Source organism: Accumulibacter sp., assembly GCF_032229525.1.
Taxonomy (GTDB): domain Bacteria; phylum Pseudomonadota; class Gammaproteobacteria; order Burkholderiales; family Rhodocyclaceae; genus Accumulibacter.
The window spans coordinates 1-22,684 of sequence record NZ_JAVTWB010000278.1 but is presented as its reverse complement, the minus strand read 5'-3'; the positions used below and the strand labels follow the sequence as shown (position 1 = coordinate 22,684).

The window sequence follows — 22,684 nt, the reverse complement described above, 5'->3', positions numbered from 1 at the left end:
CTAGGCCGCCAGTTTGAGGCCAAGAATGCCGACGACAATCAGCCCGATGTAGAAGAAACGTGCCAACTCCGCGGGCTCCTTGAACAGCAGTATGCCGATGGCAAAAGTGCCGACGGCGCCGATGCCGGTCCATGCTGCATAGGCTGTCCCCATCGGGATGGTCAGCTGCGCGTAAAGCAGTAGCACGCCGCTGGCGACCATGCAGACGATGGCAAAGCCGAGCCAGCCCCAGTGCGGGCCACGCTCGGTTTGCCCGAGCTTGAGGCCGACCGGCCAGCCCCATTCAAAGACCCCGGCAATGGCAAGTGCAATCCAGTCCATCGTCCGCTCGCCCTATCTTGAAGAAACCTTGAGGCCGACGATGCCGGCAACGATCAGGCCGACGCAGACGAAGCGCTCGATCGTCGCCGCCTCGCCGAAAATCGCGATGCCGAGGAGGAAGGTGCCGACGGCGCCGATGCCGGTCCACACGGCGTAGGCGGTGCCCATGGCGATCCGCCGTTGGGCGATCAGCAGCAGCGTGCCGCTGGCCGCCATCGATATGGCGGCGAAGGCGAGCCATCCCCAGGCGAGGCCGGCGTCCGACCAGCCGAGCTTCAGCCCGACCGGCCAGCCCCATTCAAAGACCCCGGCAATGATCAGCGCGATCCAGTCCATCGCGCCTCAGTCTGGTCGCTGGTGGTGGATCAGGTTCCCGTCGCCAGCGCTTCCTGCGGCTGTCTGCTCGTCGGTCAGCGGCGCAGCGCCCGGGTTCGCTGTCGCCGTGTCCGTGCCCTTCGCCGCTGGCGCTGGCGCCGTGTCGAGCGTGCCGGGATACAGTCGTTGCAGCAGCTTGCGGGCGATCTCGGCGACTACCGGCCGGGCTCGGGTGGCGATCGTGTTCGCGTCAATTCCGCCTTCGCGCGCTGACCAGGTCGCGACCAGTGCGGTGCTGCTCTCGGCAACCGCCTGGGTGACTACAGGCCGCCAGAAAGACGGGTATTCGGTTTCCCGCCATTCACCCCGCCCGCGACCAAAATGCGCCACCGCCAGGTAGCGCAGCAGCCAGGTGACGAGGAGTTGGCCGAGGAAAGCGTTGTCCCAGCGCAAGGTGGTGCCGCGTCTGCCGCGTGCGACATTGACGCCGCGCGCTATGCCGGCGCCGCCCAGTGCACCGACGACGGCACCGGTCAGCATGCCGGCGCCGAAGGTCAGACCGGCATGGGCAATATCGACGCCAAGACCAGTCAGCGCCCCGGTTAACGCACTCCCCATCAGTGCCGCCTTGCCCTCATGGAGCGGCGCTTCAAGCGTCACCGTGCGTTCGATCCGTTGCCGGAGTTCCTCGCCGGCATGGCCTTGGAGTTGGTGAATGGCGATCAAGCGATCCATGCCTGCACGGAGGTCGGCGTCGAGACGGCTACCGAGCGCCTGCAAGGCACGCTGCTTGTCGTCGTCGCCGTCTTCACGGCCGACGCCCAGCGCCCGACCGAGATCGCGCAGAGCACCCTTGATCCGCGTTTCCGGCAAGGTCTCGATGTCCACGGCGGCGCGCGCCAGCGCCTCCGCGAGGACGCCAACCGACGCGTCGAACTGGGCCTCGCGCCGCGCCTGCCAGGCGTCCACCAGACGCGCATAGGCGGGCCGGCGCTCTGCCGGCAAGATCTTTCCGACCTCCTGCAGCAGGGTGATTTCCTGCACCCAGCAGCGCGCGAAGGCGTCCAGCGCCAGTACCGAGCGGACGACTGGATAGCTGGACAGCACGCTGCGCCAGCGTTCGTGTTCTGCCGCCTCTTCGTCACGCGGCCGCGAGCGCCCGGTCTGATTGAGCAGCACGATCACCGGCTTGCCGATCCACTCCAGCACCGCGAACTCGGGTTCGAGGTAGCCGGTATCGTCCGGTTCCTCGGCAGCGTTGACCAGGTAGAGCACGACGTCTGCCTGGTCGCGCACGTTCGCCACCGCTTGTTGCGAAAACCACAGCGAGCGATCGCGGAAGCGATCCCACACCTGTCCGAGGAACCAGCCGATCGGGTTGCCTTGCTGGCGCAAACGCTTGGCGAGCCGCGCACTGTCGCCGAAGCCGGGGGTGTCCCAGAGGATCAGTTCGTCGCCGGCGGGCGTGCTGATCAGGTCATAGGCAACGTTATCGACCGTGACGTGCGGCGCATCCCGGACGTCGCCGACGTCGCGCCCGAGCAGGGTACGGGCGAGCGTCGTCTTGCCGGCATTGGTGTGCGAGATCAGCGAGAGAGAAATACGGAAATCGTTCATGCGGGTCGTTCCAGCTGGCGCTCGATCTCTTCTTGCGCCACGCTCAGGTCGGGGTGGGCGAGATCGACGAATATCGGGGCGATATCGAGATCGGCGAGTTCGTCTCGCCATGCCGAACGGCGTTCGTCGAGGCGTTTGCGGTCGGCGTCGAAACGGGCGTGCCACGGGGCTTCATCGATCAACAGCAGGACCGGTGTGTCGGCCACCATGGCGCGCAGGCTACGGACAAAGGCGCCCTGTGCTTCCCGCTCCGGGGTGGCCGCCAGGCTGAACAGGGCGAAGGTCGGCCCGCGGCCGTCGGGCCGCGCGGTGGCTGGCAGTGCTTCTTCCTGGCCATAGCCCACCGGCGCCGTGCACAGCATCGCGGCGTTGCCACCGAAGACGCGGGCCATCAGGCCTTGCAGCCCGGCCATCGCCGCCGGGGCGGGATGATAACTGTAGGGGATGACGGTCAGGTGAGCGGGGCCGGCACGATAGCCACGCAGCAGGCGCTGAAAATAGGGGTCTTCGATACGCGTGATCAGCCGGGTAGACCGCTGCCACTCAAGCAATCCACTGCCCAGGCCGAGCGCCAGCCGCGGCAGGATGACGATGACCACAATCGTCGCTGCCATCAGGTGCAGCCATGGCGCCGCGTTCTCGGTTGCCGGCAGGGTTCCGAAACGGATCGCTGCCAGACCACCGAGATCGGGCAGGGCCTGTCCGGTCAGCCAGACGCCCGGTGCCAGCATGATGCTCAGGATCCGGTGCACCGTTTCGACGTCGAGAAAGGTGCTTTCCCAGCCGGCGCGGTATTCGAAGGCCAGTCCACGCAGATAGAGCCCGGCGATGATCCCGACGGCAAACAAGGCCGCGGCAAGGTGCAGGATGCGCGTCACTCGGGCTGCATAGAGCGGCGCCGCAACGCGGCTCCAGTCTTTCAGCAGGCTGGAAAGCACTGCTTCCGGCAGCTGCACGCGGTGCTGCTGCAGCCAGCGACCGGTACCGGTGAAGCAGCGGACGAGAAGCCGGCGCAAGGGCCCCGGCGCACCGTCCTGGCGGTGCAGACGCGACAGCGAGCCGACAAGCAGCAACAGGTAAACGGTGACATTCCACGCCAGCAGGCCGAGGACCGGCAGTGCCAGGAGATTGATGTTGGGTCCGGATCCGAGGCGGTCAATGGCCAGGCCGGTGACAAAAGCGAGCACCGTCGTCAGCAGGCCGATCCATGGCCGCCAGCGCAGGCCGTCGACGACACGGACGAAGCCGGCGTCACGGGTTCGCAGGCGCTCCAGGGCAAGCTGCGCTCGACGGGCGATGAATACCGCTGGACTGGCGTTTTCCCCGACGACCTCTGCCGCTGCCTGGGTGGACCACGATCGGTCGTCGTCAGTCCACGTTCGCCGATCCCTGTCGACGGTCTCCACGGCGCGTAGCGCCGTGGTCAGCAGGGCGTCGCGTTCATTCATCGTCCAGGGATTGCTGTGAGTATTGATTTGGAAGACACCGGGCAGAGTGTCTCTGGCACGCTTGGCCCTGTCAACGGCAGTCGATTGCAGCTGTCGAGCGACTGCCACGACAGCCTCGGCAGAATCGTCCGAGTCGTTCGCACACTCTCATCGCATGCCGCCGGCCAGCAGCCCGCGCCGGCCGGCAAAGCTCGAATTTGCTCGCCACCCGCAAAGCGGTCATGCTATTTTCCCAACACTTTCCATAACTCGAGGTAAATGTGTGACGTTTCTTCGCCCGATCAGCATCACCGCCTTGGCCGCGACGCTTGCTGCCTGCTCGGTCTTTGACCCGCAGCCAGCGGTTGTCGTCCCGCAGGCGGCCACGACCAACGAGCGTGGGCAACTGCAGCTCCAACTCGCCAGCGGTGTCTATCGCTGTGAGCTGGGTCGCAGCGTCCTGGTTCAGCGCGACGCACGCAACGCCAATCTGATCGAGGTCAGCTGGCAGGGCCAACAGCGCACGCTGTTGCGCCATGACTCTACTTCGGGCCTCCCTCGCTACGAGGATCGGCAAAACGGCTTGCTCTGGATCGATCTGCCGTGGAAGAGCGTGTTGATGGATGTCAACACCGGGCGGCCCCTGGCCAACGAGTGCAAGCTGGGCTAGCCGAACACGATGGCAGCGTATCGGCGGCGACCACCCGGCGGCGGGTGGCTGCCGGGACTGGCAGCCGATGGCTGGTGACCACCGCTACCAGGGCGCGCTGTGAAAGGCTCGGGCGTAATGCTCGGCAATTTCATGGCGGCTCAGGTGATGGTTCTGCCCCCCGCGATGGGCGATCTTGATCGCCCCCATCACCGCCGCCAGGCGACCGGTTTTCTGCCAATCCCAGCACTCGGCTATGCCATACAGCAGACCCGAGCGGTAGGCATCGCCGCAGCCTGTGGGATCAATGACTGCGTAAGGCTTGACCGCAGGAATCTCGTGACAGCGGCCCTCGGCATAAATCCGCGAGCCTTCGCCACCCAGGGTGACGATCAGCGCTTCGACTTCATCGGCCAGTTGCTCGAGCGAACGCCCCGTCCGGTCACACAGCAGCTTGGCCTCGTAGTCGTTGAAACAGGCGTAGGCAGCCCGCCTCATGAAGTGCATCAGTTCGTCACCGGAGAACATCGGCAAGCCTTGGCCGGGGTCGAAAACGAACGGTATGCCTGCCGCCGCGAGGTCCTCTGCGTGCTTCAGCATGCCGTCACGCCCGTCCGGTGCAACGATTCCGAGCGTGGCACCCGGCGCGTCGGTGACCTTGTTGAGGTGCGAGTAACTCATCGCACCGGGGTGAAACGCCGTGATCTGGTTGTCGTCGAGGTCGGTGGTGATGAAGGCCTGTGCCGTAAAACTGCCGGCGATCCGGCGCACATGCGCGCGCGACAATCCAAGGTCGTCCAGCCGCAAGAGGTAGGAATCCGCGTCGTCACCGACCGTTGCCATGATCAGCGGGTCACCACCGAGCAGTTTGAGGTTATAGGCGATGTTGCCGGCGCAACCGCCAAACTCCCTGCGCATTTCCGGGACCAGGAAAGCGACATTCAGGATGTGGATCTGCTCGGGCAGAATGTGATTCTTGAAACGATCATGGAAGACCATGATGTTGTCGAAAGCGATTGAGCCGCAAATGAGTGTGGACATGGATTTTCCGGGAATCTACTCAATGATGGAAGAAGAGAAGAACAGGATCACGGTGGTGGGGCTTGGTACTCTATCAGCAGCGGCAGCGATCACGGGTAGAAGACGTAGAGCCGGTAGCCCGCGGCATTGACCTCTTTGGCGTCAAGCCACAGGCGCACTTCGACGTCGCTATTGCCGCGGAACGATTTCTCCGCCAAGGCGCCTGGCGGCAGATAGTCGTCGGGCAGGAAAACGCGCCGTGCAACCGCTTTGTCGTCCGTATCGGTGAGCGTCAGCTCGATCGCCGGGTAGGCCTGTGCGTAGCTGGCCCGGTTGCGCAGCGTCGCCTGCAGAGCCAGCAGCTTGCTGCGCCCGGGTTCGGTTTGCAGATCGGAGGCCTCGATGCTCACCAGATCGGGATGGCGCGGCAGCGGGATGTCGGTACCCAGCGCGGCGCTGATGGCGGCAAGCGTTGGCCGCAGGCCGGGCGTCGTCAGTGCGAGGACGCCACGAAAATGGAAGACCAACTGGCCGGCCAGTGTCAGCACCAGGAGCACGATGGCGATGGCGAAGGGCATGGTCAGGCTTCTGCCCGCAGTGGCCGGCACCGGCTTGCTCGGCACGCCTTCCAGCCAGCGGTCGTGGTCAGGGGCTTCCCTGGTTTCGCGCGTCAGAACGAGGCTGTCGGCATCTTCGCGTTCCGGAGCAGCTGCGGCCTGGCCGGCTGCGGCGAGCGGCGCTTCTGCCGGGATGCTGACCGGAATGCTCTCAACAGGCTCGGCGCTGGCGGGGGCGTCGGTAACCGGCGGGGGATCATCGGCCGGCGCTTCTTCTTCCTGGCGCAGCAACACAGCGACCGTCGGTGCCGGAATCACTGTCTCGGGGCCGGCCGACGATGGCGGTAGCTGAGGAGTGACGATCGCTTCGTTGTCGTCGAGCAAACTGTCGAGCGCATTGAATACCTTGCGGCATTGCCCGCAGCGGACTTTGCCGGCACGTGCCTTGAGTTGCTCCGAGGTGACGCGAAAGACGGTCTGGCAGCCTGGGCAGCAAGTCTTCATTGGCTATTCCTTGACGCCGGCCAGGCAAACCCAGCCTTCGCGCGCGTCGGCAACAGCGAGCGGCAGGTAAGGCGCGTAGGCGGCGATCAGTTCTTCAGTCTGTTCGACGAGAATCCCCGAAAGCGCCAGGCTACCACCCGGGCGGACGTGACCGCAGATCGCCGGCGCCAGGACCTTGAGCGGGTTGGCCAGGATGTTGGCCACGACGATATCGAATTGGCCCTGGAGTTGGTGCGCGGAATCCTGGAAGCGGACGTCGACAGCATTGCGCTCGGCATTGCTGATCGAGGCAGTCACCGCCTGTGGGTCGATGTCCACGCCGAGGACCTTGCTGGCACCGAGTCTGGCGGCGGCGATGGCCAGAATGCCGGAACCGCAACCGTAATCGAGGAGCGACGTCCCCGGGGCGACTCGGCGTTCAAGCCATTCCAGGCACAGGCGAGTCGTCGGATGCGAGCCGGTACCGAAAGCCATGCCAGGATCGAGTACCAGAACAATGGCCTCGGGATCCGGGGCCTGGTGCCATGAGGGGACAATCCACAAGCGCTCGGAGACGCGAATCGGCTCGAACTGCGACTGGGTGAGCTGTACCCAGTCCTGTTCGGCGACTTCTTGCTGACTATAAGCGGGCAGGTCGTCGAGGCCGGCACGTATTGCGCAGATGCTGACCAGCCGAGCGGGATCGGTATCCGGCTGGACCAGGGCAACGACACGTGAGCGCTCCCAGCCTGGCCGCGTTATCGAGCCGGGCTCCCCGAACTGCGGCGTCTCTTCCGCCGTGCCGGCATCTGCGTCCTCGATGGCGGCAGCCAGCGCGCCTTCTTCAAGGAGCGCGTCGGCCAGCGCTTCGGCGTGCAGGCAGTCGGTGTGGATGCTGATGGATAGCCAGGGCATCGATGATCGGCGCTGGTCAGCCGCCTTTCTTGACCTCGTTCTTGGCGGCGAGGCGCTGCTCGAGATAGTGAATGCTGGTGCCACCTTCCATGAATCGGGCGTCGTGCATCAGTTCCTGATGAAGCGCGATGTTGGTCTTGATGCCTTCGATGCTCATTTCAGAAAGCGCCGTCCGCATGCGGCGAATCGCCTGGTCGCGCGTGTCGCCGTAGGAAATCACCTTGGCCACCATCGAGTCGTAGTGGGAGGGCACGGTGTATCCCTGATAGATGTGCGAGTCAACACGAATGCCGGGTCCGCCCGGCGGATGATAGAAGCTGATCTTGCCGGGCGACGGAACAAAGGTGAACGGGTCTTCGGCGTTGATTCGGCATTCGATGGCGTGGCCGCGGAACTCCAGATCACGCTGTTTGAAGCGCAGCCGCTCGCCGTGGGCGATGCGGATCTGCTCGGCTACCAAGTCGACGCCACTGATGAACTCGGTGACCGGATGCTCGACCTGGATGCGGGTATTCATCTCGATGAAATAGAACTCGTTGTTCTCATAGAGGAATTCGAAAGTGCCCGCGCCCCGATAGTTGATGCGTCGGCAGGCTTCGGCACAACGCTCGCCAATGCGTACGATGTGGCGGGCGGCAATGCCAGGGGCCGGCGCCTCTTCGATGATTTTCTGGTGCCGGCGCTGCATCGAGCAGTCACGTTCGCCGAGGTAGACGGCATTCCGGAAGCTGTCGGCAAGCACCTGGATCTCGACGTGTCGCGGATTTTCGAGATACTTCTCAAGGTAAACGTTTGGATTGCCGAAAAAGCTCTGGGCTTCCGTGCGCGTCATGGTGACGGCATTGGCCAGCGCCGCTTCGGTATGCACGACCCGCATGCCTCGCCCGCCGCCGCCGCCGGCGGCCTTGATGATCACCGGATAGCCGACCTCCTTGGCGATGCGCAGGATCTCCCGCGGATCGGCGGGCAAAGCCCCTTCCGAGCCTGGAACGCAGGGAACGCCAGCTGCTCGCATGGCGTCCTTGGCGGACACTTTGTCGCCCATCAGGCGGATGGTCTCCGGGCGGGGACCAATGAATACGAAACCGGACGATTCGACCCGTTCGGCAAAGTCGGCGTTTTCGGAGAGGAAACCGTAGCCCGGGTGAATGGCTTCGGCGTCGGTGACCTCGGCCGCTGATATGATCGACGGTACGTTGAGATAGCTCAGGGCCGACGGCGCCGGGCCGATGCACACTGATTCGTCGGCCAGTCGGACGTACTTGGCTTCGCGATCAGCCTCCGAGTGCACCACCACGGTCCTGATGCCGAGTTCGCGGCACGCACGCTGGATGCGAAGGGCGATTTCTCCGCGGTTGGCAATAAGTACTTTTCCGAACATGACGGACGCGCCTCCTTAGGCGATGACGATCAGCGGCTCGCCGTACTCTACCGGTTCGCCGTTCTCGACCAGAATGGCCGTTACGGTTCCCGCCTTGTCGGCTTCGATTTCGTTGAGCAGCTTCATTGCCTCAATAATGCACAGCGGTTCACCAGCCTTGACGACGCTGCCGACCTGCACGAACGGCTCACCGCCCGGGCTGGCAGAGCGGTAGAAAGTGCCAACCATCGGCGCTTTGACCACATCACCCGCTGCGAGCACCGCTTCTGCGGCCAAGGCCTCTGCCGGCGCACCCGGCGGCAGTCCCGGCACGTTTGCTGGCGCGGCCATTGACATTGCGTACGCCTGATGAGCAATCGCTCCGCCATGTTTGACGATGCGAACCCTTTCCTCGGCATCGTTGATCTCGAGTTCGGTGATGCTCGACTCTTCGACGAGATCAATCAGTTTCTTGAGCTTGCGCAGGTCCATGAATTCCTCCGGATGAGTATTTTTTCTTGCGGCCACACGGGCAACAGCCGCCAGACGATGTCTGTCGATAATCGAAGATCTTACTCTGCTGAAATCCTGCTCAGAAGGTACTCGAGCGCCAGCAGGTAGCCCTCGCTGCCAAGGCCGGTAATGACGCCAATCGCCAGATCGGAAAAATACGAGTGGTGGCGGAAAGGCTCGCGGGTGTGCACGTTGGAGAGGTGGACTTCGATAAAGGGGATGTCGGTCCCGGCAACGGCATCGCGGAGCGCGACGCTGGTGTGCGTGTAGGCTGCCGGATTGATGATCATGTAGGCCACACCCTGCTCGCGAGCGGCATGCACACGCTCGATCAGTGCTCCTTCGTGATTGCTCTGGAATGTCTCCAAATCAACGCCGGCTGCCTCGGCACGGTGGGCAAGAGCCATGTTGATTTCGGCAAGCGTCGTCGAACCATAGTAGATGGGTTCGCGAGTACCAAGGAGATTGAGATTGGGGCCGTGCAAAACGAGCAGACGAGGAAGCTCCGATACCTTATCGGTTTCCGGCGTAGCGTTCTTTTGCTTCTTCATGACCGCAAGTTTGACGCAAATCGCTGCATTTTGTCCAGCAACAACATTTCAGCGCAAAGCCGATTCTTGCAGGAAACGGTCCAGTTCACTCTCCGACAATGGCCCCAGTTGGAGCAGGCGTACCTCACGTCCCGGGCCGAGAATGACGGTATAGGGAAGACCCAGGTTCGAGTTGCCGAACTGCTGCGCCAGATCAACGCCTCTCGAGCCGCCGATCAGGAGCGGATAGTTGACCGGATAACGTTCGGAAAAGGATCGCACGCTTTCGGCGGAATCGAGCGCAATGCCGACAAATTGGACCCCTTTTGCCGAATATAGGCTTTGCAAGCGCGAGAATGCCGGCATCTCTTCGCGGCAAGGGGGGCACCAGGTCGCCCAGAAATTGACCACCAGGGTCTTGCCCTGCCACTGGGCGAAGGGAAATGGCTTGCCGTCCACATCGTCGAGACTGCTGGCAAAAAACCGGGCTATGACCGCTGCGTCAGGCGTCGGCGAACTCTGCTGAATCGTGTCGGAACTCTGCGTTCCCACGTAGATGCCCGCAAGAAGCGCGACGATTACGGCAAGTAGGCCAATGATCAGGAATGCGCCGAGCCTTTTCATCGCGCCGGTACGCAACTCTCATGCAACAGCTTCTTGACCATATCGAGACGCGCACGCTCGCGCATTCGGCCATCGCGAGTCTTGTAGCTGACGCGTTCCTGATCGCGCGGGTAGACAACCAGGTTGGCGACGACATCATCAGTGAGAATCGTCAGCACCGCTTCCGCACGATCGGTTCGCGGCAGGCTGTGCCGGTAGTCAATACGCTCGTTGAGCAGGAAGATTTCAACGTCCTTTGCGCTGTCGGTGAAGAGTTGAATGTCGATCTCCGCGTGGCGGCCGGCGGTGCCGTCAAGGACCGAGCCGCTCAGATAGGGATTGAAGCGCTGGACGGTTGCCATCAGCCGCGCGGCCACGTCAAGCAGGTGAGTGTTTCTCGCCCGCTGTTCCTCCTCCTGGAAGAGCCGCTGGTAGGTTCGCAGTTCGGCCGTGACTTCACTGTCATCCGGCATCGCGGCGTTGTCCGGCAAGCCAAGGGCACGCGCCGCCTTGCGTTTGGCAATCGCGGGAGCGTTGATGCCATCTTCAGCCATCAGCCTGGCGGCGAGGCTGGCGATGAGGTTGCGCTGGCGATCCTGTCGGCTGCTCATGGAAGCGTCCCCGGGTAGGCGGTGAGGGCGGGCGGGTTGACGAAGCGAGGCAGGGCGTTCGCAGAGGTACAATCGCCCCTTCTTCGAACCAATTCTAACTTGGATCGGTTACATGCATATTCATATCCTCGGCATCTGTGGCACCTTCATGGGCGGCGTCGCCCAATTGGCTCGCGCTGCGGGGCACCGGGTGACTGGCTGCGACAGCGCCGTCTACCCGCCGATGAGCACGCAACTGGCCGCCGCGCAGATCGAACTCGTCGAAGGCTACGATGTGGCGCAGACCTCATTCGAACCCGATTGCTACCTGATCGGCAACGCCATTTCGCGCGGCAATCCGCTCCTCGAGGAGATCCTGGACCGCGGCCTGCCCTACCTGTCCGGACCACAGTGGCTTGCCGAGCACGTATTGAACGGACGCTGGGTGCTGGCAGTCGCCGGGACGCATGGCAAGACAACGACGGCCGCGATGCTGGCGTGGATTCTCGACCACGCCGGTCTGAGCCCCGGTTTCCTGATTGGTGGCGTGCCGATGAATTTCGGGGTTTCCGCGCGGCTGGCCGGTAACGACATCAACTCGCCGTTCTTCGTGATTGAAGCCGACGAGTACGATAGTGCCTTCTGCGACAAGCGTTCCAAGTTCGTGCACTATCGCCCACGAACAGCGATTCTGAACAATCTCGAGTTCGATCATGCTGACATCTTCGCCGATCTTGCAGCGATCGAGACCCAGTTTCATCACCTCGTGCGCACGCTGCCGGGCACTGGCCTGATTCTTTCGAATGCCGCGGAGGACGCCCTGGAGCGCGTTTTGGCCAGGGGGTGCTGGACACCGGTCGAGCGCTTCAACGATCCGGGCGGCTGGTGCGTCGACGGCGACGACGTGGACGGCTCGCTGCACCTACGGCAGGGCGAAGAGCTGATCGGCAGCGTGCGCTGGAATCTGACCGGCAACCACAATCGCCACAATGCGCTTGCCGCCCTGCTGGCGGCGAGGCATGTCGGCGTACCTTTGGCCCAGGGCCTGAAAGCGCTCGCGGGTTTCGAAGGCGTCAAGCGTCGGCTGGAGCTGCGTGGGGCGGCCCGCGGCGTTGAGGTCTATGACGATTTTGCTCACCATCCGACGGCGATCGCGACGACCCTTGCCGGCTTGCGGCGCAGGGTCGGCTCGGCGCGTATTCTGGCGGTCGTCGAGCCGCGCTCGAACACCATGAAGCTGGGGGTCATGAAGGCCTTGCTGCCGACCAGCCTGGCCGACGCCAACCTGGTTTTCTGCTATGCGGCAAATCTCGGCTGGGACGCCAGCGAAGCGCTGGCGCCGCTAGGTGAGAAAGCCGTCGTCGAGGACGATCTCAAGCAGTTGGTGACACAGATCGCCGACGCAGCACGGGCGGGCGACCGGATCCTGGTGATGAGCAATGGCGGTTTTGGCGGCATTCACGAAAAACTGCTGGCCGCACTCGCGACCTGACCGACCGCTCAGCGCAGAAAATGATCGGCGAGCAGCGCGGCGAAGAGCAGTGTCAGATAGATGATCGAATAGCGAAAGGTCAGTCTTGCCAGCTTGTCGCTGTAGTCTCGCCAGAGCATGACGCTGTAGAGCAGGAAAATACCGTCGAGAATCAGCGCTGCGGCCAGATACCACGGCCCGCTCATGCCGAGCGTGTAGGGCAGGATGGTCGCGCCGGTGAGCATCACCACGTAGAGCAGGCTGTGCAGACAGGTCAGACGGACGCCGTGGGTCACCGGCAGCATCGGCAGGCCGGATTTGGCGTAGTCGGCACAGCGATAACAGGCGAGCGCCCAGAAATGCGGCGGGGTCCAGATGAAGATGATCAGGAAGAGGATCAGGGCTTCGGGGCCAATCTGGCCGGTGATCGCCACCCATCCAAGCAGCGGCGGCATGGCGCCGGAGGCGCCGCCGATGACGATGTTCATCGGCGTTGCCGGTTTCAGCACAACGGTATAGATCACCGCATAGCCGAGAAAGGTTGCCAGCGTCAGCCACATCGTCAGCGGATTGACGAAGGCGTACAGAGTCCACAGTCCGAGGCCGCCGACCAGGGTTGCCAGTGTCAGCGTTTCCGTCGCCGAGACTTCGCCACGTGCGGTGGGGCGAGCGCGTGTTCGCGCCATTAGCGCGTCAATCTGCTGTTCGATCAGGCAATTGATCGCTGCTGCCGCGCCGGCCACCAGTGCGATGCCGACCGATGCGGCGACAAACAGTCCGAAGGGCGGGAACGAGGGGGCGGCCAGAAACATGCCGATCATTGCCGTAAACACGATCAGGCTGTTGACCCGTGGCTTGCATAGCTCGAAGAAAACCGCCAGGCGTTTGCCGACCGAACGCCGGGAACTTGTACTCATCACTGCCATATTACTTTCCTGTCCTCGTCCTACCTGCTGATAGCTCGGCGGCTGCTCGCTGCAGCGCCGACCCTATCTGGAACACGTAGGCTGCTCAGCTGGAGAAATGAATGCTGAGCAGCACGTAATCAATGAACAGCAGAATGGCAAACGGTACCGTCGCCCAAAGCCACTGTACTCTCCCGGTCGGCCCAGCGAACTGGGCGGGGTGGTGTCCGTCCTCTTTGCGCTGTCGGGTCATCGAGAAAATCATGATGCAAAAAACCGCGATGAACAACACCGTCAGGATGATCATGAAGTAGCCATGGATGTCGAGCGGAGCGCCAGCGATGGCGCTGCCCGGTGTCGACAAGTTCGCGTTGACCTCAGCATGCGCGAGCGACGGAATCGCCGCTGCGAGCAGACCTGACCAGCCAACTTTCACCCGCCGACGGAAACGATCATCAGTTTTCAACTACGCTCCCCAGGGAGTTTTTCGGGTTGCACAACACCCAGGTTTGTCTTCAGCTCGCCGGCGAGCATCATTTTCTGCTCATCGGTCAGCGCGCGGCCAAGTTCGATCTCCCGGCCATGCGAACGTAGCAGCAAGCGGTGGTGGTGGTGCCCCTGAGGTCTTACATACCGCAGGTGCGCCCAAAACGGGTGAAACTCATGGCGCTCGACCAGTGTTCCGCAGCGGCTTTCGATCGTCAATCGTTCTGATTCAAGCACGATTTTCTCGAAATCGTTTGCCGACAACCCGACATGTCGCAGCGCGTACCAGAGAAGAGCAAGTTCGATGCCGGTAAACGGCATCACCGGCCAGGCGCCAAAATACGAAAACGCGAGCGCGATCGTGCCTGATACCGAGGCCGTGACCGCAAACACCAGTTTGCGTTCGCTAGCCGAAAGCGAGCAGTTCGGGCGCGCGATCCATGTCCGCCCCTCTGGTGTGTGCGCTACAACCAGGCTCATCGATCTCCTCCCGAGTGGCCAGATGCCGCGACCAGACCGGCTGGACTTGACACAAATCAAGGTGTCACGCGGAAAAGTTTAACACGCGGCCAGACCTGCGTGGCAACCGCGGCTTGCTCCGCTGCCGAAGGTAAAGCGCTCGGGATCCGTCGGCGCATTTCCTGCTGCGCTGAGCTTCGAGGTGCCTGCGGAATCGCGGCGGCTCGGGCTTCGATCGGCTATCGTTATCCTTGCGCGCGCCGTCTAAGCGTAGAGCGCGCGGAAAATTCTGATCCGCGGATTGATTCATATCAATTTGAGTGTTAACCTTCGCTGCTGGTGAAAAACTGGAACGGGGTCCGCAAGGGCCCTTTTTGGTACGTTTTCGAAGACGTCAGGCGTATGCGCCGATGCTGTGCCGCATGGCTCGGGAACTGGCGGGGAGAGGGAGAAGATGGCACGACGCTCAAGCAGCAATTGCTGCACAAATGGTTTGCGACACGGTTATGCCGGGTTGCTGGTCGCAGGACTGCTCGGCATGCTCAGTGGTGGTGCGAACGCCGCGTGGGAACTCAACCTGCAGGAGCCGGTGACCGCCGTTGCTCGGCGCGTCTACGAGCTGCATAGCCTGTTGTTATGGGTGATCGTCATCATCTTTGTCGGCGTCTTTGCGGTCGTCACCTATTCGCTGATCTATCATCGCAAGTCCAGAGGGTACAAAGCGGCTGATTTCCACGACAACACGACGGTTGAGATCGCCTGGACCGTCGTGCCAACCCTGATCCTGATCGCAATCGCCTTTCCGGCCACCTCGGCATTGGTGGACATGCGCGATACCTCGCAGCCAGACGTCACGATCAAGGTCACCGGCTACCAATGGAAGTGGGGTTACGAATACCTCACCGGAGATGCCGCCGGGATCAAGTACATGAGCGTGCTGTCCACGCCTCGCGACCAGATCGAAAACAAGGCTCCGAAGGGTGAGAACTATCTGCTTGAGGTCGATCGCCCGATGGTGGTGCCGGTCGGCAAGAAGGTGCGTATTCTCACCACGGCAATGGACGTGATTCACAACTGGTCGGTGCCGGCCTTCGCGGTCAAGACGGACGCGGTCCCCGGTTTCTTGCGTGACACCTGGTTCCGCGCCGAGAAGGAAGGCACTTACCGTGGTCAGTGCTCGGAGCTCTGCGGCAAGGATCACGGCTTCATGCCGGTGGTCGTCGAGGTGGTTTCCGCAGAAAAATACGCGGCCTGGGTTGCCGAGCAGAAGGCGGCGCTGGCTTCAGTTGCGGAGGACCCGAACAAGGTCTGGGCTCTTGATGAGCTGGTTGCGCGTGGTGAGACGGTCTATGCTGCCAACTGCGCTGCGTGCCACCAGGCGAACGGCGAGGGGTTGCCACCCGCGTTCCCGGCGCTCAATGGTTCCAAGATTGTCAAGGGACCCAAGCAGGAGCACCTCAACGTCGTCCTCAATGGTCGGCCGGGTACTGCAATGGCGGCCTTCGGCGCGCAGTTGAGTGACACCGATATCGCTGCCGTTGTCGCCTACGAGCGGAACGCATGGACCAACAAGCTCGGCGAAGTCATTCAGCCCGCCGAAGTCAAGGCGCTTCGCGGCAAGTAGTCGCGCCACAGGCCATCAGGAGAATCTGATTATGCAAGCCACGTCACACGCCGGTTACGCCGGCAATCACGGTCACGATCACGATAGCCACGGGCACCCAACGGGCTGGAAGCGCTGGGTCACCACGACCAACCACAAGGACATCGGTACGATGTACCTGTGGTTCAGCTTCGCGATGTTCCTCGTCGGCGGCGCGATGTCGCTGATCCTCCGCGCGGAACTGTTTACGCCGGGCCTGCAGTTCGTGTCGCCCGAGTTCTATAACCAGATGTTGACCCTGCACGCGCTGATCATGGTCTTTGGGGCGATCATGCCGGCCTTTGTCGGCTTCGCCAACTGGATGATCCCGATGATGATCGGGGCCTCGGACATGGCTTTCGCGCGGATGAACAACTGGAGTTTCTGGTTGCTGCCGCCCGCCGCGATTCTGCTGACCACCTCGATCTTCGTCCCCGGGGGCGCTCCTGGCACCGGCTGGACCCTTTACCCGCCGCTGTCGATCCAGATGGGGATGGGGATGGATATGGCCATCTTCGCCGTGCACATCCTGGGCATGTCGTCGATCATGGGCTCGATCAACATCGTCACCACCATTCTCAACATGCGCACCCCGGGCATGACTTTGATGAAAATGCCAATGTTCTGCTGGACGTGGCTGGTGACGGCCTTTTTGCTGATCGCTTCGATGCCGATCCTGGCCGGCGCGGTGACCATGCTGCTTACCGACCGCCATTTTGGAACCAGTTTCTTTTCCGCCGCCGGTGGCGGTGATCCGGTGCTGTTCCAGCATATCTTCTGGTTTTTCGGTCACCCCGAGGTCTATATCATTGCCTTGCCGGCCTTCGGAGTGGTTTCGCATGTGATCCCGGCGTTTTCGCGCAAGCCCCTGTTTGGCTATGCCTCGATGGTGTACGCCATCGCCGCCATCGGCCTGATCTCCTTTTTCGTCTGGGCGCACCACATGTACGTGACGGGCATTCCGCTCACCGGCCAGCTCTATTTCATGTATGCAACCATGCTGATTGCCGTCCCGACCGGGGTGAAAGTCTTCAACTGGGTCACCACCATGTGGCGCGGCTCGCTGACCTTTGAAACGCCGATGCTGTTTGCGCTGGGCTTTCTGGTCCTGTTTACCATCGGAGGGCTGACCGGCTTGGTGTTGGCCATGACCGCGGTGGACATCCAGTTGCAGGATACCTACTACGTCGTCGCCCACTTCCACTACGTGATGGTTGCGGGAGCGCTTTTCTCGGCCTATGCCGGCCTCTATTTCTGGTTACCGAAATGGACCGGCCACATGTATAACGAAAGTCTGGGGAAACTCCACTTCTGGTCGTCGATGATCTTCTTCAACATTGCCTTCTTCCCGCAGCATTTCCTCGGTCTGGCTGGCATGCCGCGACGGATCCCTGACTACGCGCAGCAGTTCGCCGACTTCAACGTCATTTCCGGAATCGGTGCTTTCGGCTTCGGCTTCAGCCAGTTGCTGGTGTTGGTGATCGTCTTTCAGGCAATGAAGGGCGGCGCCAAGGTGGGAAACAAGCCTTGGGATGGCGCGCACGGCTTCGAGTGGACGGTGCCCTCGCCGGCGCCCTACCATACCTTCGAAGATCCTCCGCCCTTTAATCAGGCCGAGGCGCACGCATGACTCGTGACCCGTCGCGCGAGCAGGGCAACCGTCGCATCGGGATCGGCCTGGCCCTGCTCGCGGCAGCCGTCTTCTTGAGCTTCATCATCCGGCAGTGGTTGAACAACACGTGAACTCCGCCCTCGGTCCGGTCGGCGCAACCGCAACCGGCGGTGGATCGCGTTCTCGGGCGATCAGCAACGGGCGTGTCGTTGCGGTGCTGCTGGCCGTGGTGGTCGGCAGCCTGCTGTTTGTCTCCGTGCAGCCCACCTTCTACCGCGCTTTTTGCGAGTGGGCCGGCCTGTACGACATCGATCGTGCGGAGCGCGTCGCGTCGTCGGCCCTTCCGTCGCGCCCCGTGACCCTCGAGTTCGATGCCAATAGCCATGACGGCGGTTTGCTCTTTCGCCCTCAGACTGCCAGCATGGAGGTCAAGACTGGGGAAGTTGTGCACGTGACCTATCGTGTGGAGAACACCCGCAACAGCACCGTCATAGGTCAGGCCGTACCTAGTTACAGCCCCCAGTACGCGGGTGGCTATGTCAAGAAGCTGGAATGCTTTTGCTTCAAGCAGCAGACCTTCGCCCCGCACGAGGTACGAGAGATGCCGGTTGTCCTCTTGCTCGATAAAGGACTGCCCGAAGAAGTTAACAGGGTGACGCTTTCGTATACCTTTTTTGAGGTGCCTGCAGGCAGTACGAACTCGTCGGCACCAGCTGCAGAAATCGGGAAGTGAAGGATGTCGGCGACGAAATCACAGCCACCGAAAGACGGGCTCCTTCGCACCGTTCGTACGGTCGCGTGGGGCCTGCTGGGGGTCCGTGGCCACAAGCCGGCCGAGAATGGTGCGCCACCGTTGTCGCCGCTGAAGATTCTGGTCACGGCGCTGGTGTTCATGCTGGTTTTTGTGCTGGTGCTGGTGAGCGTAGCAATTCACATGAGCGGTCAGTGATCTGACGCGCGAACAAGGTAACAAAGATACAACGACAAAATGATTTGGAGGGAATCAAAATGAGTCACCCCGCATCCGCAGGCCGCTATTTCGTTCCGCAGCCTTCACACTGGCCGCTGGTTGGTTCGTTTGCCTTGCTTTTGCTCGCAAGCGGCGCCGTGCTGATGATGAATTCGATCGCCAATGGCGGCTTCGTGCTGATGGGCGGGTTTGCCGTTCTGGCGCTGATGCTGTTTGGCTGGTTTGGCCGTGTGATCGGGGAATCGGAGGGCGGCAGCTACAACGTGCAGGTGGATCGCTCGTTCCGCTGGGCGATGTCTTGGTTCATCTTTTCGGAGGTGATGTTTTTCGTCGCCTTCTTTGGCGCGTTGTTCTATATCCGTGTCGTGGCCATACCGGACCTTGCCAGTCCCGAACAGGCCGCACTGTGGGAGGGCTTCCAGGATTCATGGCCATCTGCCGGGCCTGGCGCCAGCGATCCTTTCTCGAAGATGCACGCCTGGGGCATTCCCGCCATCAATACCCTGCTGTTGCTGACTTCAGGCGCGACGCTGACCTGGGCGCATTGGGGATTGGTCGCGAAAAAGCGGCAGCAGTTGATCTTGGGCTTGGCCTTGACCATCGCCCTCGGGGTTCTGTTTCTCGGTCTGCAGGTGTTCGAATACCGCGAAGCCTACGGGCACATGAACCTCAAGATGACGACGGGTGTTTACGGTTCGACGTTCTTTATGTTGACCGGTTTTCACGGCTTTCACGTGACGCTGGGCGTGACCATGTTGACTGTCATTTTGTTCAGAGTCCTCAAGGGGCATTTTACCGCTGAGCGTCACTTCGCCTTCGAGGGCGTAGCCTGGTACTGGCACTTTGTCGACGTCGTCTGGCTGGGCCTGTTCATCGTCATCTACTGGCTGTAAGCAGCAACGCGCGGCGCGGCGCGGCGCATTGGCGCTGCGCCGCGCGCTATCAAAGGCGGCCGGCTATCCAGCCAAACCAGTGCCCGGCCATCAAGAGCAGAAACAGGGCGAAAGAAAGACCGACTCGCAAGGACAGTGCCTTCACGGCTCGGGTCTTGCCTTGGCCCTGATCACGATAGATGAAGACCAGCGCACTACCCAGACTGGCGATGATGGTGATCAGCATCAGTACAATGATGATGCGCATGGACGTCCCTCCTGAAAACTAGCAGTCTACCGGACTCGTGCTCTGCTTACGACACTAGGCCAGGGTCACCGTTCTGACAATGTCGATTTCTCCTCTCAGGCGTGCATACCTGCGCCCGCTGCTGATCATTCTGCTGGTTCTGGTCTGTCTCGGTATGGCGCGCCTGCAACTCTGGCGCGCGGAAACGCGTGGCGCACGCTTCGAGCGGGAGCAGGCGGCGCTGGTGTCGACGCCAATCGCCCTGTCTGCGCAGCAGCGCCAGCGTGATGAACTGATCGACCGGGCGGCCACGGCACGCGGCCAATGGCTTCCGGAGAAGACCATTTTCCTGGACAACAAGATTTATCGTAGTCGCCCCGGCTATCAGGTTCTGACGCCCTTGCAGCTGTCCGGTAGCAAGGTGGTCGTATTGGTCAATCGTGGCTGGATCGCTGCGCCCCGACTGCGTTCGGACATTCCCTTGGTTTCATCAGCGAAGGGTGAGATCGAAGTTGCCGGCGTGACCCGCAGCTTCGAACTCAAAACGTTCGAATTGCAGAAGACAGTGCCCCAGGGAGCGATTTGGCAACATGTCCGTGAAGCGGACTACCGCCAGCTTAGCGGCCTGGATGCGCTGCCGATCGTTCTGCTGCAAACAGGCGAGGATGGCGACGGCCTGATTCGCGACTGGGGTACCCCGGACAATCCGGCGACAAGGCACTATGGCTATGTGGCGATGTGGCTGGTTTTCGCGCTCATGGCTACCGGCTATGGCGTTCTTGCTTGGCGAAAAAAATGACTACAGACAGGAAGACCGCCGCGGGGGCGGATTACTCCCCTTCCCCCGCGCCGTCACCTGCGTCGGGGTCGACTCGGCGCAAGGGCAGATTGACGCTGCTGGCGATAGTGGCGGTAGCCGTATTGCCTCTACTTGCCGCGTTGTACTTTCGCTACGTATCACCGCCGGAGGTTGCGTCCACGGTGGGTCAGGCGCTCGAGCCGGTGGCGCTTCCCTTCGAGTTCTTGCAGCAACTGGACGGAGCGCCGCTTGAGCACCCGGCGGTCAGCGGCAAGTGGCTGGTGATATTCGCGGCGCCCGGTGGATGCGATACGCGCTGCCAGCGCACGCTTTACCTGACGCGGCAGGCACGCACCGCACAGGGACGCAACATCGCGCGCGTCGATCGCCTGTGGGTGATCACCGATGCCACGACGCCCGCCGCGGCCTTGATGGAGGCACACCCCGATCTCGCACTCGCCCGGGCGACAGACGGAAAACTACTGGACGTGCTGGGCGTTCTCGGGGGAAATGAAAGCCGCCATATCAATCTCATCGACCGTCGCGGCCTCGTCGTCTTCCGTTACACCGACGATCCCGATCCAAAGGCCTTCATTCGCGAACTCGGCAAACTGATCAAGTTCTGACTGCCAGGAAAGCCACCAGTTGGGCACCTGGATCGGTGGACGCGTGTGACCCCGACACTCTGTATTCGACTAGCGGCAAACCGGCAGCCAACAGCGCAAGAAAAAGGCCGGAGGACCGGCCTTTAACGGCGACCGCGCCCTGGCCTCAAGTGCTGGCTGCCAGCGGCGCGAGGTTGGCGCGCATTTTCTGCATCGCCTTGACTTCAATCTGGCGAATTCGCTCGGCTGAAACCGCGAATTCTGCCGCCAGGTCGTGCAGGGTTGCCGGGTTTTCGTCCGACAGCCAACGCGCTTCGACAATTCGGCGGCTGCGCGGATCCAGATTACCCAGCGCGTTTCGCAGACCTTCGTTGTGCAAGCGTTCACGTGCACGGGCTTCGAGAATATGCACCGGTTCGCTCGAGTTGTCGGCCAGATAGGCAGCCGGTGCAAACGCCTCGTCATCTTCAGTCTGGGCGTCGAACGCCATATCGTGACCTGTCAGGCGAGTGTCCATCTCGAGCACCTCCTGCGGCTTCACGCTCAAGCGATGCGCGATATCAGCAACCTGCAGCGGGCCGAGCGCGTCGCGGCTGGCTTTCATGCTGCGCAGGTTGAAGAACAGCTTGCGCTGCGCCTTGGTGGTTGCCAGTTTCACCATCCGCCAGTTCTTCAGTACGTACTCATGGATTTCCGCCTTGATCCAGTGGATGGCGAAAGAAACCAGCCGCACGCCGCGCCCCGGGTCGAATCGCTTTACCGCTTTCATCAGCCCGATATTGCCTTCCTGGATCAGATCGGCGTGTGGCAGGCCGTATCCCAGGTAGCCACGTGAAACGGAAATCACCAGGCGAAGGTGAGAAAGGACCAGTTGTCGTGCGGCGCCAAGGTCGCTTTGTTCGCGAAAGCGGGTCGCAAGACCGAATTCCTGCTCTTCCGTCAGTAGCGGAAACTGTCTGGCCGCCTGGATATACGCGTCTATACTGCCGACAGCAGAGATCGTGGGTAGAGCCAAGGTTGGTGTCATCTGGGTGAACTCCTGCTTACTGTTTGATGTTCAACGATTGCATTTTAGCACTCACAGTTTGAGAGTGCTAACGCCTGGAAAAGTTCGCTCCAGGAAAGCCAAAGGTCATCCAACCCGCAGCTGCCTTTGCTGGCGCGGTAACATCGCGACTCATACCACCGTCGGTAACTCGTTGGTCAAGCCGAACAATGGGCGCAAGCGCACCCCGATCGATGATCCCATCAGCGCGGCAATGATCCACAACCAGCCGTGCAGGCTGGTAGACGCCACACCGGAAAAGAAGGCGCCGATATTGCAGCCGTAGGCCAGGCGAGCGCCATAGCCCATCGCCAGGCCGCCGAGCAGCGCAGCGCAAAGAGAGCGTGCCGACATGCGCCATGCCGGCGCAAAACGTTTGGCGAGTAGGGCCGCGATCGCCGCACCGAGTACCAGACCAATGTTCATGGTTGAGGTCACATCGCTCAGAATGCCGCTCTCGAGAGCGGCACGCTGGAACGGCTGATCCCAGAAGGAATCGAGGGCGGGGTTCCAGCCCAGCGCTTGCGCTAGCTTCGCTGCCCAGAGGGTGAAAGCCCAGGTGATGGTCCACGGATGCCCCGCCAGTAACAGAGTGGCCAGATTGAACAAGGCCAGCAACAAGGCGCCCGCCAGCAATGGCCACGGTCCGCGCCAGAAATGCCAGATCATCA

General features: G+C 62.0%; 28 protein-coding genes. 10 read left to right on the top strand and 18 right to left on the bottom strand.

Annotated features, from left to right (window positions below; translation table 11 throughout):
- Genes RUW20_RS21570 through RUW20_RS21555 form a run of 4 tightly spaced genes read right to left on the bottom strand, consistent with a single transcriptional unit; the run spans position 1 to position 3,701 of the window.
- Entirely contained in the window at positions 1 to 321 is a 321-nt protein-coding gene (locus RUW20_RS21570) for a multidrug efflux SMR transporter (protein ID WP_313954277.1), read from the bottom strand.
- A 12-nt stretch (positions 322 to 333) separates the two neighbouring features.
- A complete protein-coding gene (locus tag RUW20_RS21565) occupies positions 334 to 657 on the bottom strand; it encodes a multidrug efflux SMR transporter (RefSeq protein WP_313954276.1) in 324 nt (107 codons plus the stop codon).
- A 6-nt stretch (positions 658 to 663) separates the two neighbouring features.
- Positions 664 to 2,253 (bottom strand): DUF3482 domain-containing protein, encoded by a 1,590-nt coding sequence (locus RUW20_RS21560; RefSeq protein WP_313954275.1) that lies wholly within the window; start codon positions 2,251 to 2,253, stop codon positions 664 to 666.
- Positions 2,250 to 3,701: a DUF2868 domain-containing protein gene (locus tag RUW20_RS21555; protein ID WP_313954274.1), complete on the bottom strand. Its 1,452-nt coding sequence runs from the start codon at positions 3,699 to 3,701 to the stop codon at positions 2,250 to 2,252. The genes RUW20_RS21560 and RUW20_RS21555 overlap by 4 nt, the downstream gene beginning before the upstream one ends.
- A gap of 262 nt (positions 3,702 to 3,963) precedes the next feature.
- Between RUW20_RS21555 and RUW20_RS21550 the strand changes: the two genes are divergently transcribed.
- A complete protein-coding gene (locus RUW20_RS21550; protein WP_313954273.1) occupies positions 3,964 to 4,350 on the top strand; it encodes a hypothetical protein in 387 nt (128 codons plus the stop codon).
- An 84-nt stretch (positions 4,351 to 4,434) separates the two neighbouring features.
- On the opposite strand, the gene RUW20_RS21545 is transcribed toward RUW20_RS21550, so the two are convergent.
- From RUW20_RS21545 to RUW20_RS21510, 8 genes are all read right to left on the bottom strand, one after another.
- Complete coding sequence (locus tag RUW20_RS21545; protein ID WP_313954272.1) at positions 4,435 to 5,370, bottom strand: carbohydrate kinase family protein; 936 nt, start codon at positions 5,368 to 5,370, stop codon at positions 4,435 to 4,437.
- 89 nt (positions 5,371 to 5,459) lie between these two features.
- Positions 5,460 to 6,410, bottom strand: a complete 951-nt coding sequence (locus RUW20_RS21540; RefSeq protein WP_313954271.1) for a DUF3426 domain-containing protein — start codon at positions 6,408 to 6,410, stop codon at positions 5,460 to 5,462.
- A 3-nt stretch (positions 6,411 to 6,413) separates the two neighbouring features.
- Entirely contained in the window at positions 6,414 to 7,304 is an 891-nt protein-coding gene (gene prmA / locus RUW20_RS21535) for a 50S ribosomal protein L11 methyltransferase (protein ID WP_313954270.1), read from the bottom strand.
- 16 nt (positions 7,305 to 7,320) lie between these two features.
- Positions 7,321 to 8,685 carry an acetyl-CoA carboxylase biotin carboxylase subunit gene (accC, locus tag RUW20_RS21530; protein WP_313954269.1) on the bottom strand — a complete coding sequence of 455 codons (1,365 nt, stop codon included), beginning with the start codon at positions 8,683 to 8,685 and terminating at the stop codon, positions 7,321 to 7,323.
- A 15-nt stretch (positions 8,686 to 8,700) separates the two neighbouring features.
- Entirely contained in the window at positions 8,701 to 9,156 is a 456-nt protein-coding gene (gene accB, locus RUW20_RS21525) for an acetyl-CoA carboxylase biotin carboxyl carrier protein (protein ID WP_313954268.1), read from the bottom strand.
- A gap of 80 nt (positions 9,157 to 9,236) precedes the next feature.
- Positions 9,237 to 9,728, bottom strand: a complete 492-nt coding sequence (gene aroQ, locus RUW20_RS21520) for a type II 3-dehydroquinate dehydratase (RefSeq protein ID WP_313954267.1) — start codon at positions 9,726 to 9,728, stop codon at positions 9,237 to 9,239.
- Between the two features lie 48 nt (positions 9,729 to 9,776).
- Positions 9,777 to 10,331 (bottom strand): TlpA disulfide reductase family protein, encoded by a 555-nt coding sequence (locus RUW20_RS21515; RefSeq protein WP_313954266.1) that lies wholly within the window; start codon positions 10,329 to 10,331, stop codon positions 9,777 to 9,779.
- Positions 10,328 to 10,921 (bottom strand): hypothetical protein, encoded by a 594-nt coding sequence (locus tag RUW20_RS21510; protein WP_313954265.1) that lies wholly within the window; start codon positions 10,919 to 10,921, stop codon positions 10,328 to 10,330. The genes RUW20_RS21515 and RUW20_RS21510 overlap by 4 nt, the downstream gene beginning before the upstream one ends.
- A gap of 112 nt (positions 10,922 to 11,033) precedes the next feature.
- Here RUW20_RS21510 and mpl point away from each other — a divergent pair, with 112 nt between their 5' ends.
- Complete coding sequence (gene mpl, locus RUW20_RS21505) at positions 11,034 to 12,392, top strand: UDP-N-acetylmuramate:L-alanyl-gamma-D-glutamyl-meso-diaminopimelate ligase (RefSeq protein WP_313954264.1); 1,359 nt, start codon at positions 11,034 to 11,036, stop codon at positions 12,390 to 12,392.
- Positions 12,393 to 12,400: 8 nt separating this feature from the next.
- Here the strand turns inward: mpl and cyoE are convergent, their stop codons facing one another.
- The 3 genes from cyoE to RUW20_RS21490 form a co-directional block, all read right to left on the bottom strand.
- Entirely contained in the window at positions 12,401 to 13,297 is an 897-nt protein-coding gene (gene cyoE, locus RUW20_RS21500) for a heme o synthase (RefSeq protein ID WP_313954263.1), read from the bottom strand.
- Positions 13,298 to 13,382: 85 nt separating this feature from the next.
- Positions 13,383 to 13,742, bottom strand: coding sequence for a cytochrome c oxidase subunit II transmembrane domain-containing protein (locus RUW20_RS21495; RefSeq protein WP_313954262.1), 360 nt, complete (start codon positions 13,740 to 13,742; stop codon positions 13,383 to 13,385).
- Complete coding sequence (locus RUW20_RS21490) at positions 13,739 to 14,242, bottom strand: DUF2244 domain-containing protein (RefSeq protein WP_313954261.1); 504 nt, start codon at positions 14,240 to 14,242, stop codon at positions 13,739 to 13,741. The genes RUW20_RS21495 and RUW20_RS21490 overlap by 4 nt, the downstream gene beginning before the upstream one ends.
- Positions 14,243 to 14,759: 517 nt before the next feature.
- On the opposite strand from RUW20_RS21490, the gene coxB reads away from it, so the two are divergent.
- From coxB to RUW20_RS21460, 6 genes are read left to right on the top strand one after another with little or no spacing between them, the layout of a single operon-like run.
- Entirely contained in the window at positions 14,760 to 15,845 is a 1,086-nt protein-coding gene (coxB, locus tag RUW20_RS21485; RefSeq protein WP_313954278.1) for a cytochrome c oxidase subunit II, read from the top strand.
- A 31-nt stretch (positions 15,846 to 15,876) separates the two neighbouring features.
- Entirely contained in the window at positions 15,877 to 17,493 is a 1,617-nt protein-coding gene (gene ctaD, locus RUW20_RS21480; protein WP_313954260.1) for a cytochrome c oxidase subunit I, read from the top strand.
- The gene (locus RUW20_RS21475) at positions 17,490 to 17,606 is read left to right on the top strand and encodes a cytochrome oxidase small assembly protein (RefSeq protein WP_313954259.1); all 117 of its coding nucleotides are present in this window, start codon (positions 17,490 to 17,492) and stop codon (positions 17,604 to 17,606) included. The genes ctaD and RUW20_RS21475 overlap by 4 nt, the downstream gene beginning before the upstream one ends.
- Positions 17,603 to 18,208 carry a cytochrome c oxidase assembly protein gene (locus RUW20_RS21470; RefSeq protein ID WP_313954258.1) on the top strand — a complete coding sequence of 202 codons (606 nt, stop codon included), beginning with the start codon at positions 17,603 to 17,605 and terminating at the stop codon, positions 18,206 to 18,208. The genes RUW20_RS21475 and RUW20_RS21470 overlap by 4 nt, the downstream gene beginning before the upstream one ends.
- A 3-nt stretch (positions 18,209 to 18,211) precedes the next feature.
- Entirely contained in the window at positions 18,212 to 18,424 is a 213-nt protein-coding gene (locus RUW20_RS21465) for a DUF2970 domain-containing protein (protein WP_313954257.1), read from the top strand.
- Positions 18,425 to 18,483: 59 nt separating this feature from the next.
- Positions 18,484 to 19,338 carry a cytochrome c oxidase subunit 3 gene (locus tag RUW20_RS21460; protein WP_313954256.1) on the top strand — a complete coding sequence of 285 codons (855 nt, stop codon included), beginning with the start codon at positions 18,484 to 18,486 and terminating at the stop codon, positions 19,336 to 19,338.
- A gap of 49 nt (positions 19,339 to 19,387) precedes the next feature.
- On the opposite strand, the gene RUW20_RS21455 is transcribed toward RUW20_RS21460, so the two are convergent.
- Positions 19,388 to 19,585, bottom strand: coding sequence for a twin transmembrane helix small protein (locus tag RUW20_RS21455; protein WP_313954255.1), 198 nt, complete (start codon positions 19,583 to 19,585; stop codon positions 19,388 to 19,390).
- A gap of 79 nt (positions 19,586 to 19,664) precedes the next feature.
- Between RUW20_RS21455 and RUW20_RS21450 the strand changes: the two genes are divergently transcribed.
- Positions 19,665 to 20,363: an SURF1 family protein gene (locus RUW20_RS21450; protein WP_313954254.1), complete on the top strand. Its 699-nt coding sequence runs from the start codon at positions 19,665 to 19,667 to the stop codon at positions 20,361 to 20,363.
- Positions 20,360 to 20,989, top strand: coding sequence for a hypothetical protein (locus RUW20_RS21445; RefSeq protein ID WP_313954253.1), 630 nt, complete (start codon positions 20,360 to 20,362; stop codon positions 20,987 to 20,989). Before RUW20_RS21450 ends, RUW20_RS21445 begins: the two co-directional genes overlap by 4 nt.
- Positions 20,990 to 21,134: 145 nt before the next feature.
- On the opposite strand, the gene rpoH is transcribed toward RUW20_RS21445, so the two are convergent.
- On the bottom strand, positions 21,135 to 21,995 hold the full coding sequence (gene rpoH / locus RUW20_RS21440) for an RNA polymerase sigma factor RpoH (RefSeq protein ID WP_313954252.1): 861 nt from the start codon (positions 21,993 to 21,995) through the stop codon (positions 21,135 to 21,137).
- Positions 21,996 to 22,145: 150 nt separating this feature from the next.
- The coding region (locus tag RUW20_RS21435) for a YeeE/YedE thiosulfate transporter family protein (protein ID WP_313954251.1) at positions 22,146 to 22,684 on the bottom strand (539 nt) is incomplete at its 5' end.

Coding starts and splice junctions, on each gene's coding strand:
- RUW20_RS21570 (WP_313954277.1), bottom strand. CDS start 321: ATGGACTGGATTGCACTTGCCATTGCCGGGGTCTTTGAATGGGGCTGG.
- RUW20_RS21565 (WP_313954276.1), bottom strand. CDS start 657: ATGGACTGGATCGCGCTGATCATTGCCGGGGTCTTTGAATGGGGCTGG.
- RUW20_RS21560 (WP_313954275.1), bottom strand. CDS start 2,253: ATGAACGATTTCCGTATTTCTCTCTCGCTGATCTCGCACACCAATGCC.
- RUW20_RS21555 (WP_313954274.1), bottom strand. CDS start 3,701: ATGAATGAACGCGACGCCCTGCTGACCACGGCGCTACGCGCCGTGGAG.
- RUW20_RS21545 (WP_313954272.1), bottom strand. CDS start 5,370: ATGTCCACACTCATTTGCGGCTCAATCGCTTTCGACAACATCATGGTC.
- RUW20_RS21540 (WP_313954271.1), bottom strand. CDS start 6,410: ATGAAGACTTGCTGCCCAGGCTGCCAGACCGTCTTTCGCGTCACCTCG.
- prmA (WP_313954270.1), bottom strand. CDS start 7,304: ATGCCCTGGCTATCCATCAGCATCCACACCGACTGCCTGCACGCCGAA.
- accC (WP_313954269.1), bottom strand. CDS start 8,685: ATGTTCGGAAAAGTACTTATTGCCAACCGCGGAGAAATCGCCCTTCGC.
- accB (WP_313954268.1), bottom strand. CDS start 9,156: ATGGACCTGCGCAAGCTCAAGAAACTGATTGATCTCGTCGAAGAGTCG.
- aroQ (WP_313954267.1), bottom strand. CDS start 9,728: ATGAAGAAGCAAAAGAACGCTACGCCGGAAACCGATAAGGTATCGGAG.
- RUW20_RS21515 (WP_313954266.1), bottom strand. CDS start 10,331: ATGAAAAGGCTCGGCGCATTCCTGATCATTGGCCTACTTGCCGTAATC.
- RUW20_RS21510 (WP_313954265.1), bottom strand. CDS start 10,921: ATGAGCAGCCGACAGGATCGCCAGCGCAACCTCATCGCCAGCCTCGCC.
- mpl (WP_313954264.1), top strand. CDS start 11,034: ATGCATATTCATATCCTCGGCATCTGTGGCACCTTCATGGGCGGCGTC.
- cyoE (WP_313954263.1), bottom strand. CDS start 13,297: ATGGCAGTGATGAGTACAAGTTCCCGGCGTTCGGTCGGCAAACGCCTG.
- RUW20_RS21490 (WP_313954261.1), bottom strand. CDS start 14,242: ATGAGCCTGGTTGTAGCGCACACACCAGAGGGGCGGACATGGATCGCG.
- coxB (WP_313954278.1), top strand. CDS start 14,760: ATGCTCAGTGGTGGTGCGAACGCCGCGTGGGAACTCAACCTGCAGGAG.
- ctaD (WP_313954260.1), top strand. CDS start 15,877: ATGCAAGCCACGTCACACGCCGGTTACGCCGGCAATCACGGTCACGAT.
- RUW20_RS21475 (WP_313954259.1), top strand. CDS start 17,490: ATGACTCGTGACCCGTCGCGCGAGCAGGGCAACCGTCGCATCGGGATC.
- RUW20_RS21465 (WP_313954257.1), top strand. CDS start 18,212: ATGTCGGCGACGAAATCACAGCCACCGAAAGACGGGCTCCTTCGCACC.
- RUW20_RS21460 (WP_313954256.1), top strand. CDS start 18,484: ATGAGTCACCCCGCATCCGCAGGCCGCTATTTCGTTCCGCAGCCTTCA.
- RUW20_RS21455 (WP_313954255.1), bottom strand. CDS start 19,585: ATGCGCATCATCATTGTACTGATGCTGATCACCATCATCGCCAGTCTG.
- RUW20_RS21450 (WP_313954254.1), top strand. CDS start 19,665: ATGTCGATTTCTCCTCTCAGGCGTGCATACCTGCGCCCGCTGCTGATC.
- RUW20_RS21445 (WP_313954253.1), top strand. CDS start 20,360: ATGACTACAGACAGGAAGACCGCCGCGGGGGCGGATTACTCCCCTTCC.
- rpoH (WP_313954252.1), bottom strand. CDS start 21,995: ATGACACCAACCTTGGCTCTACCCACGATCTCTGCTGTCGGCAGTATA.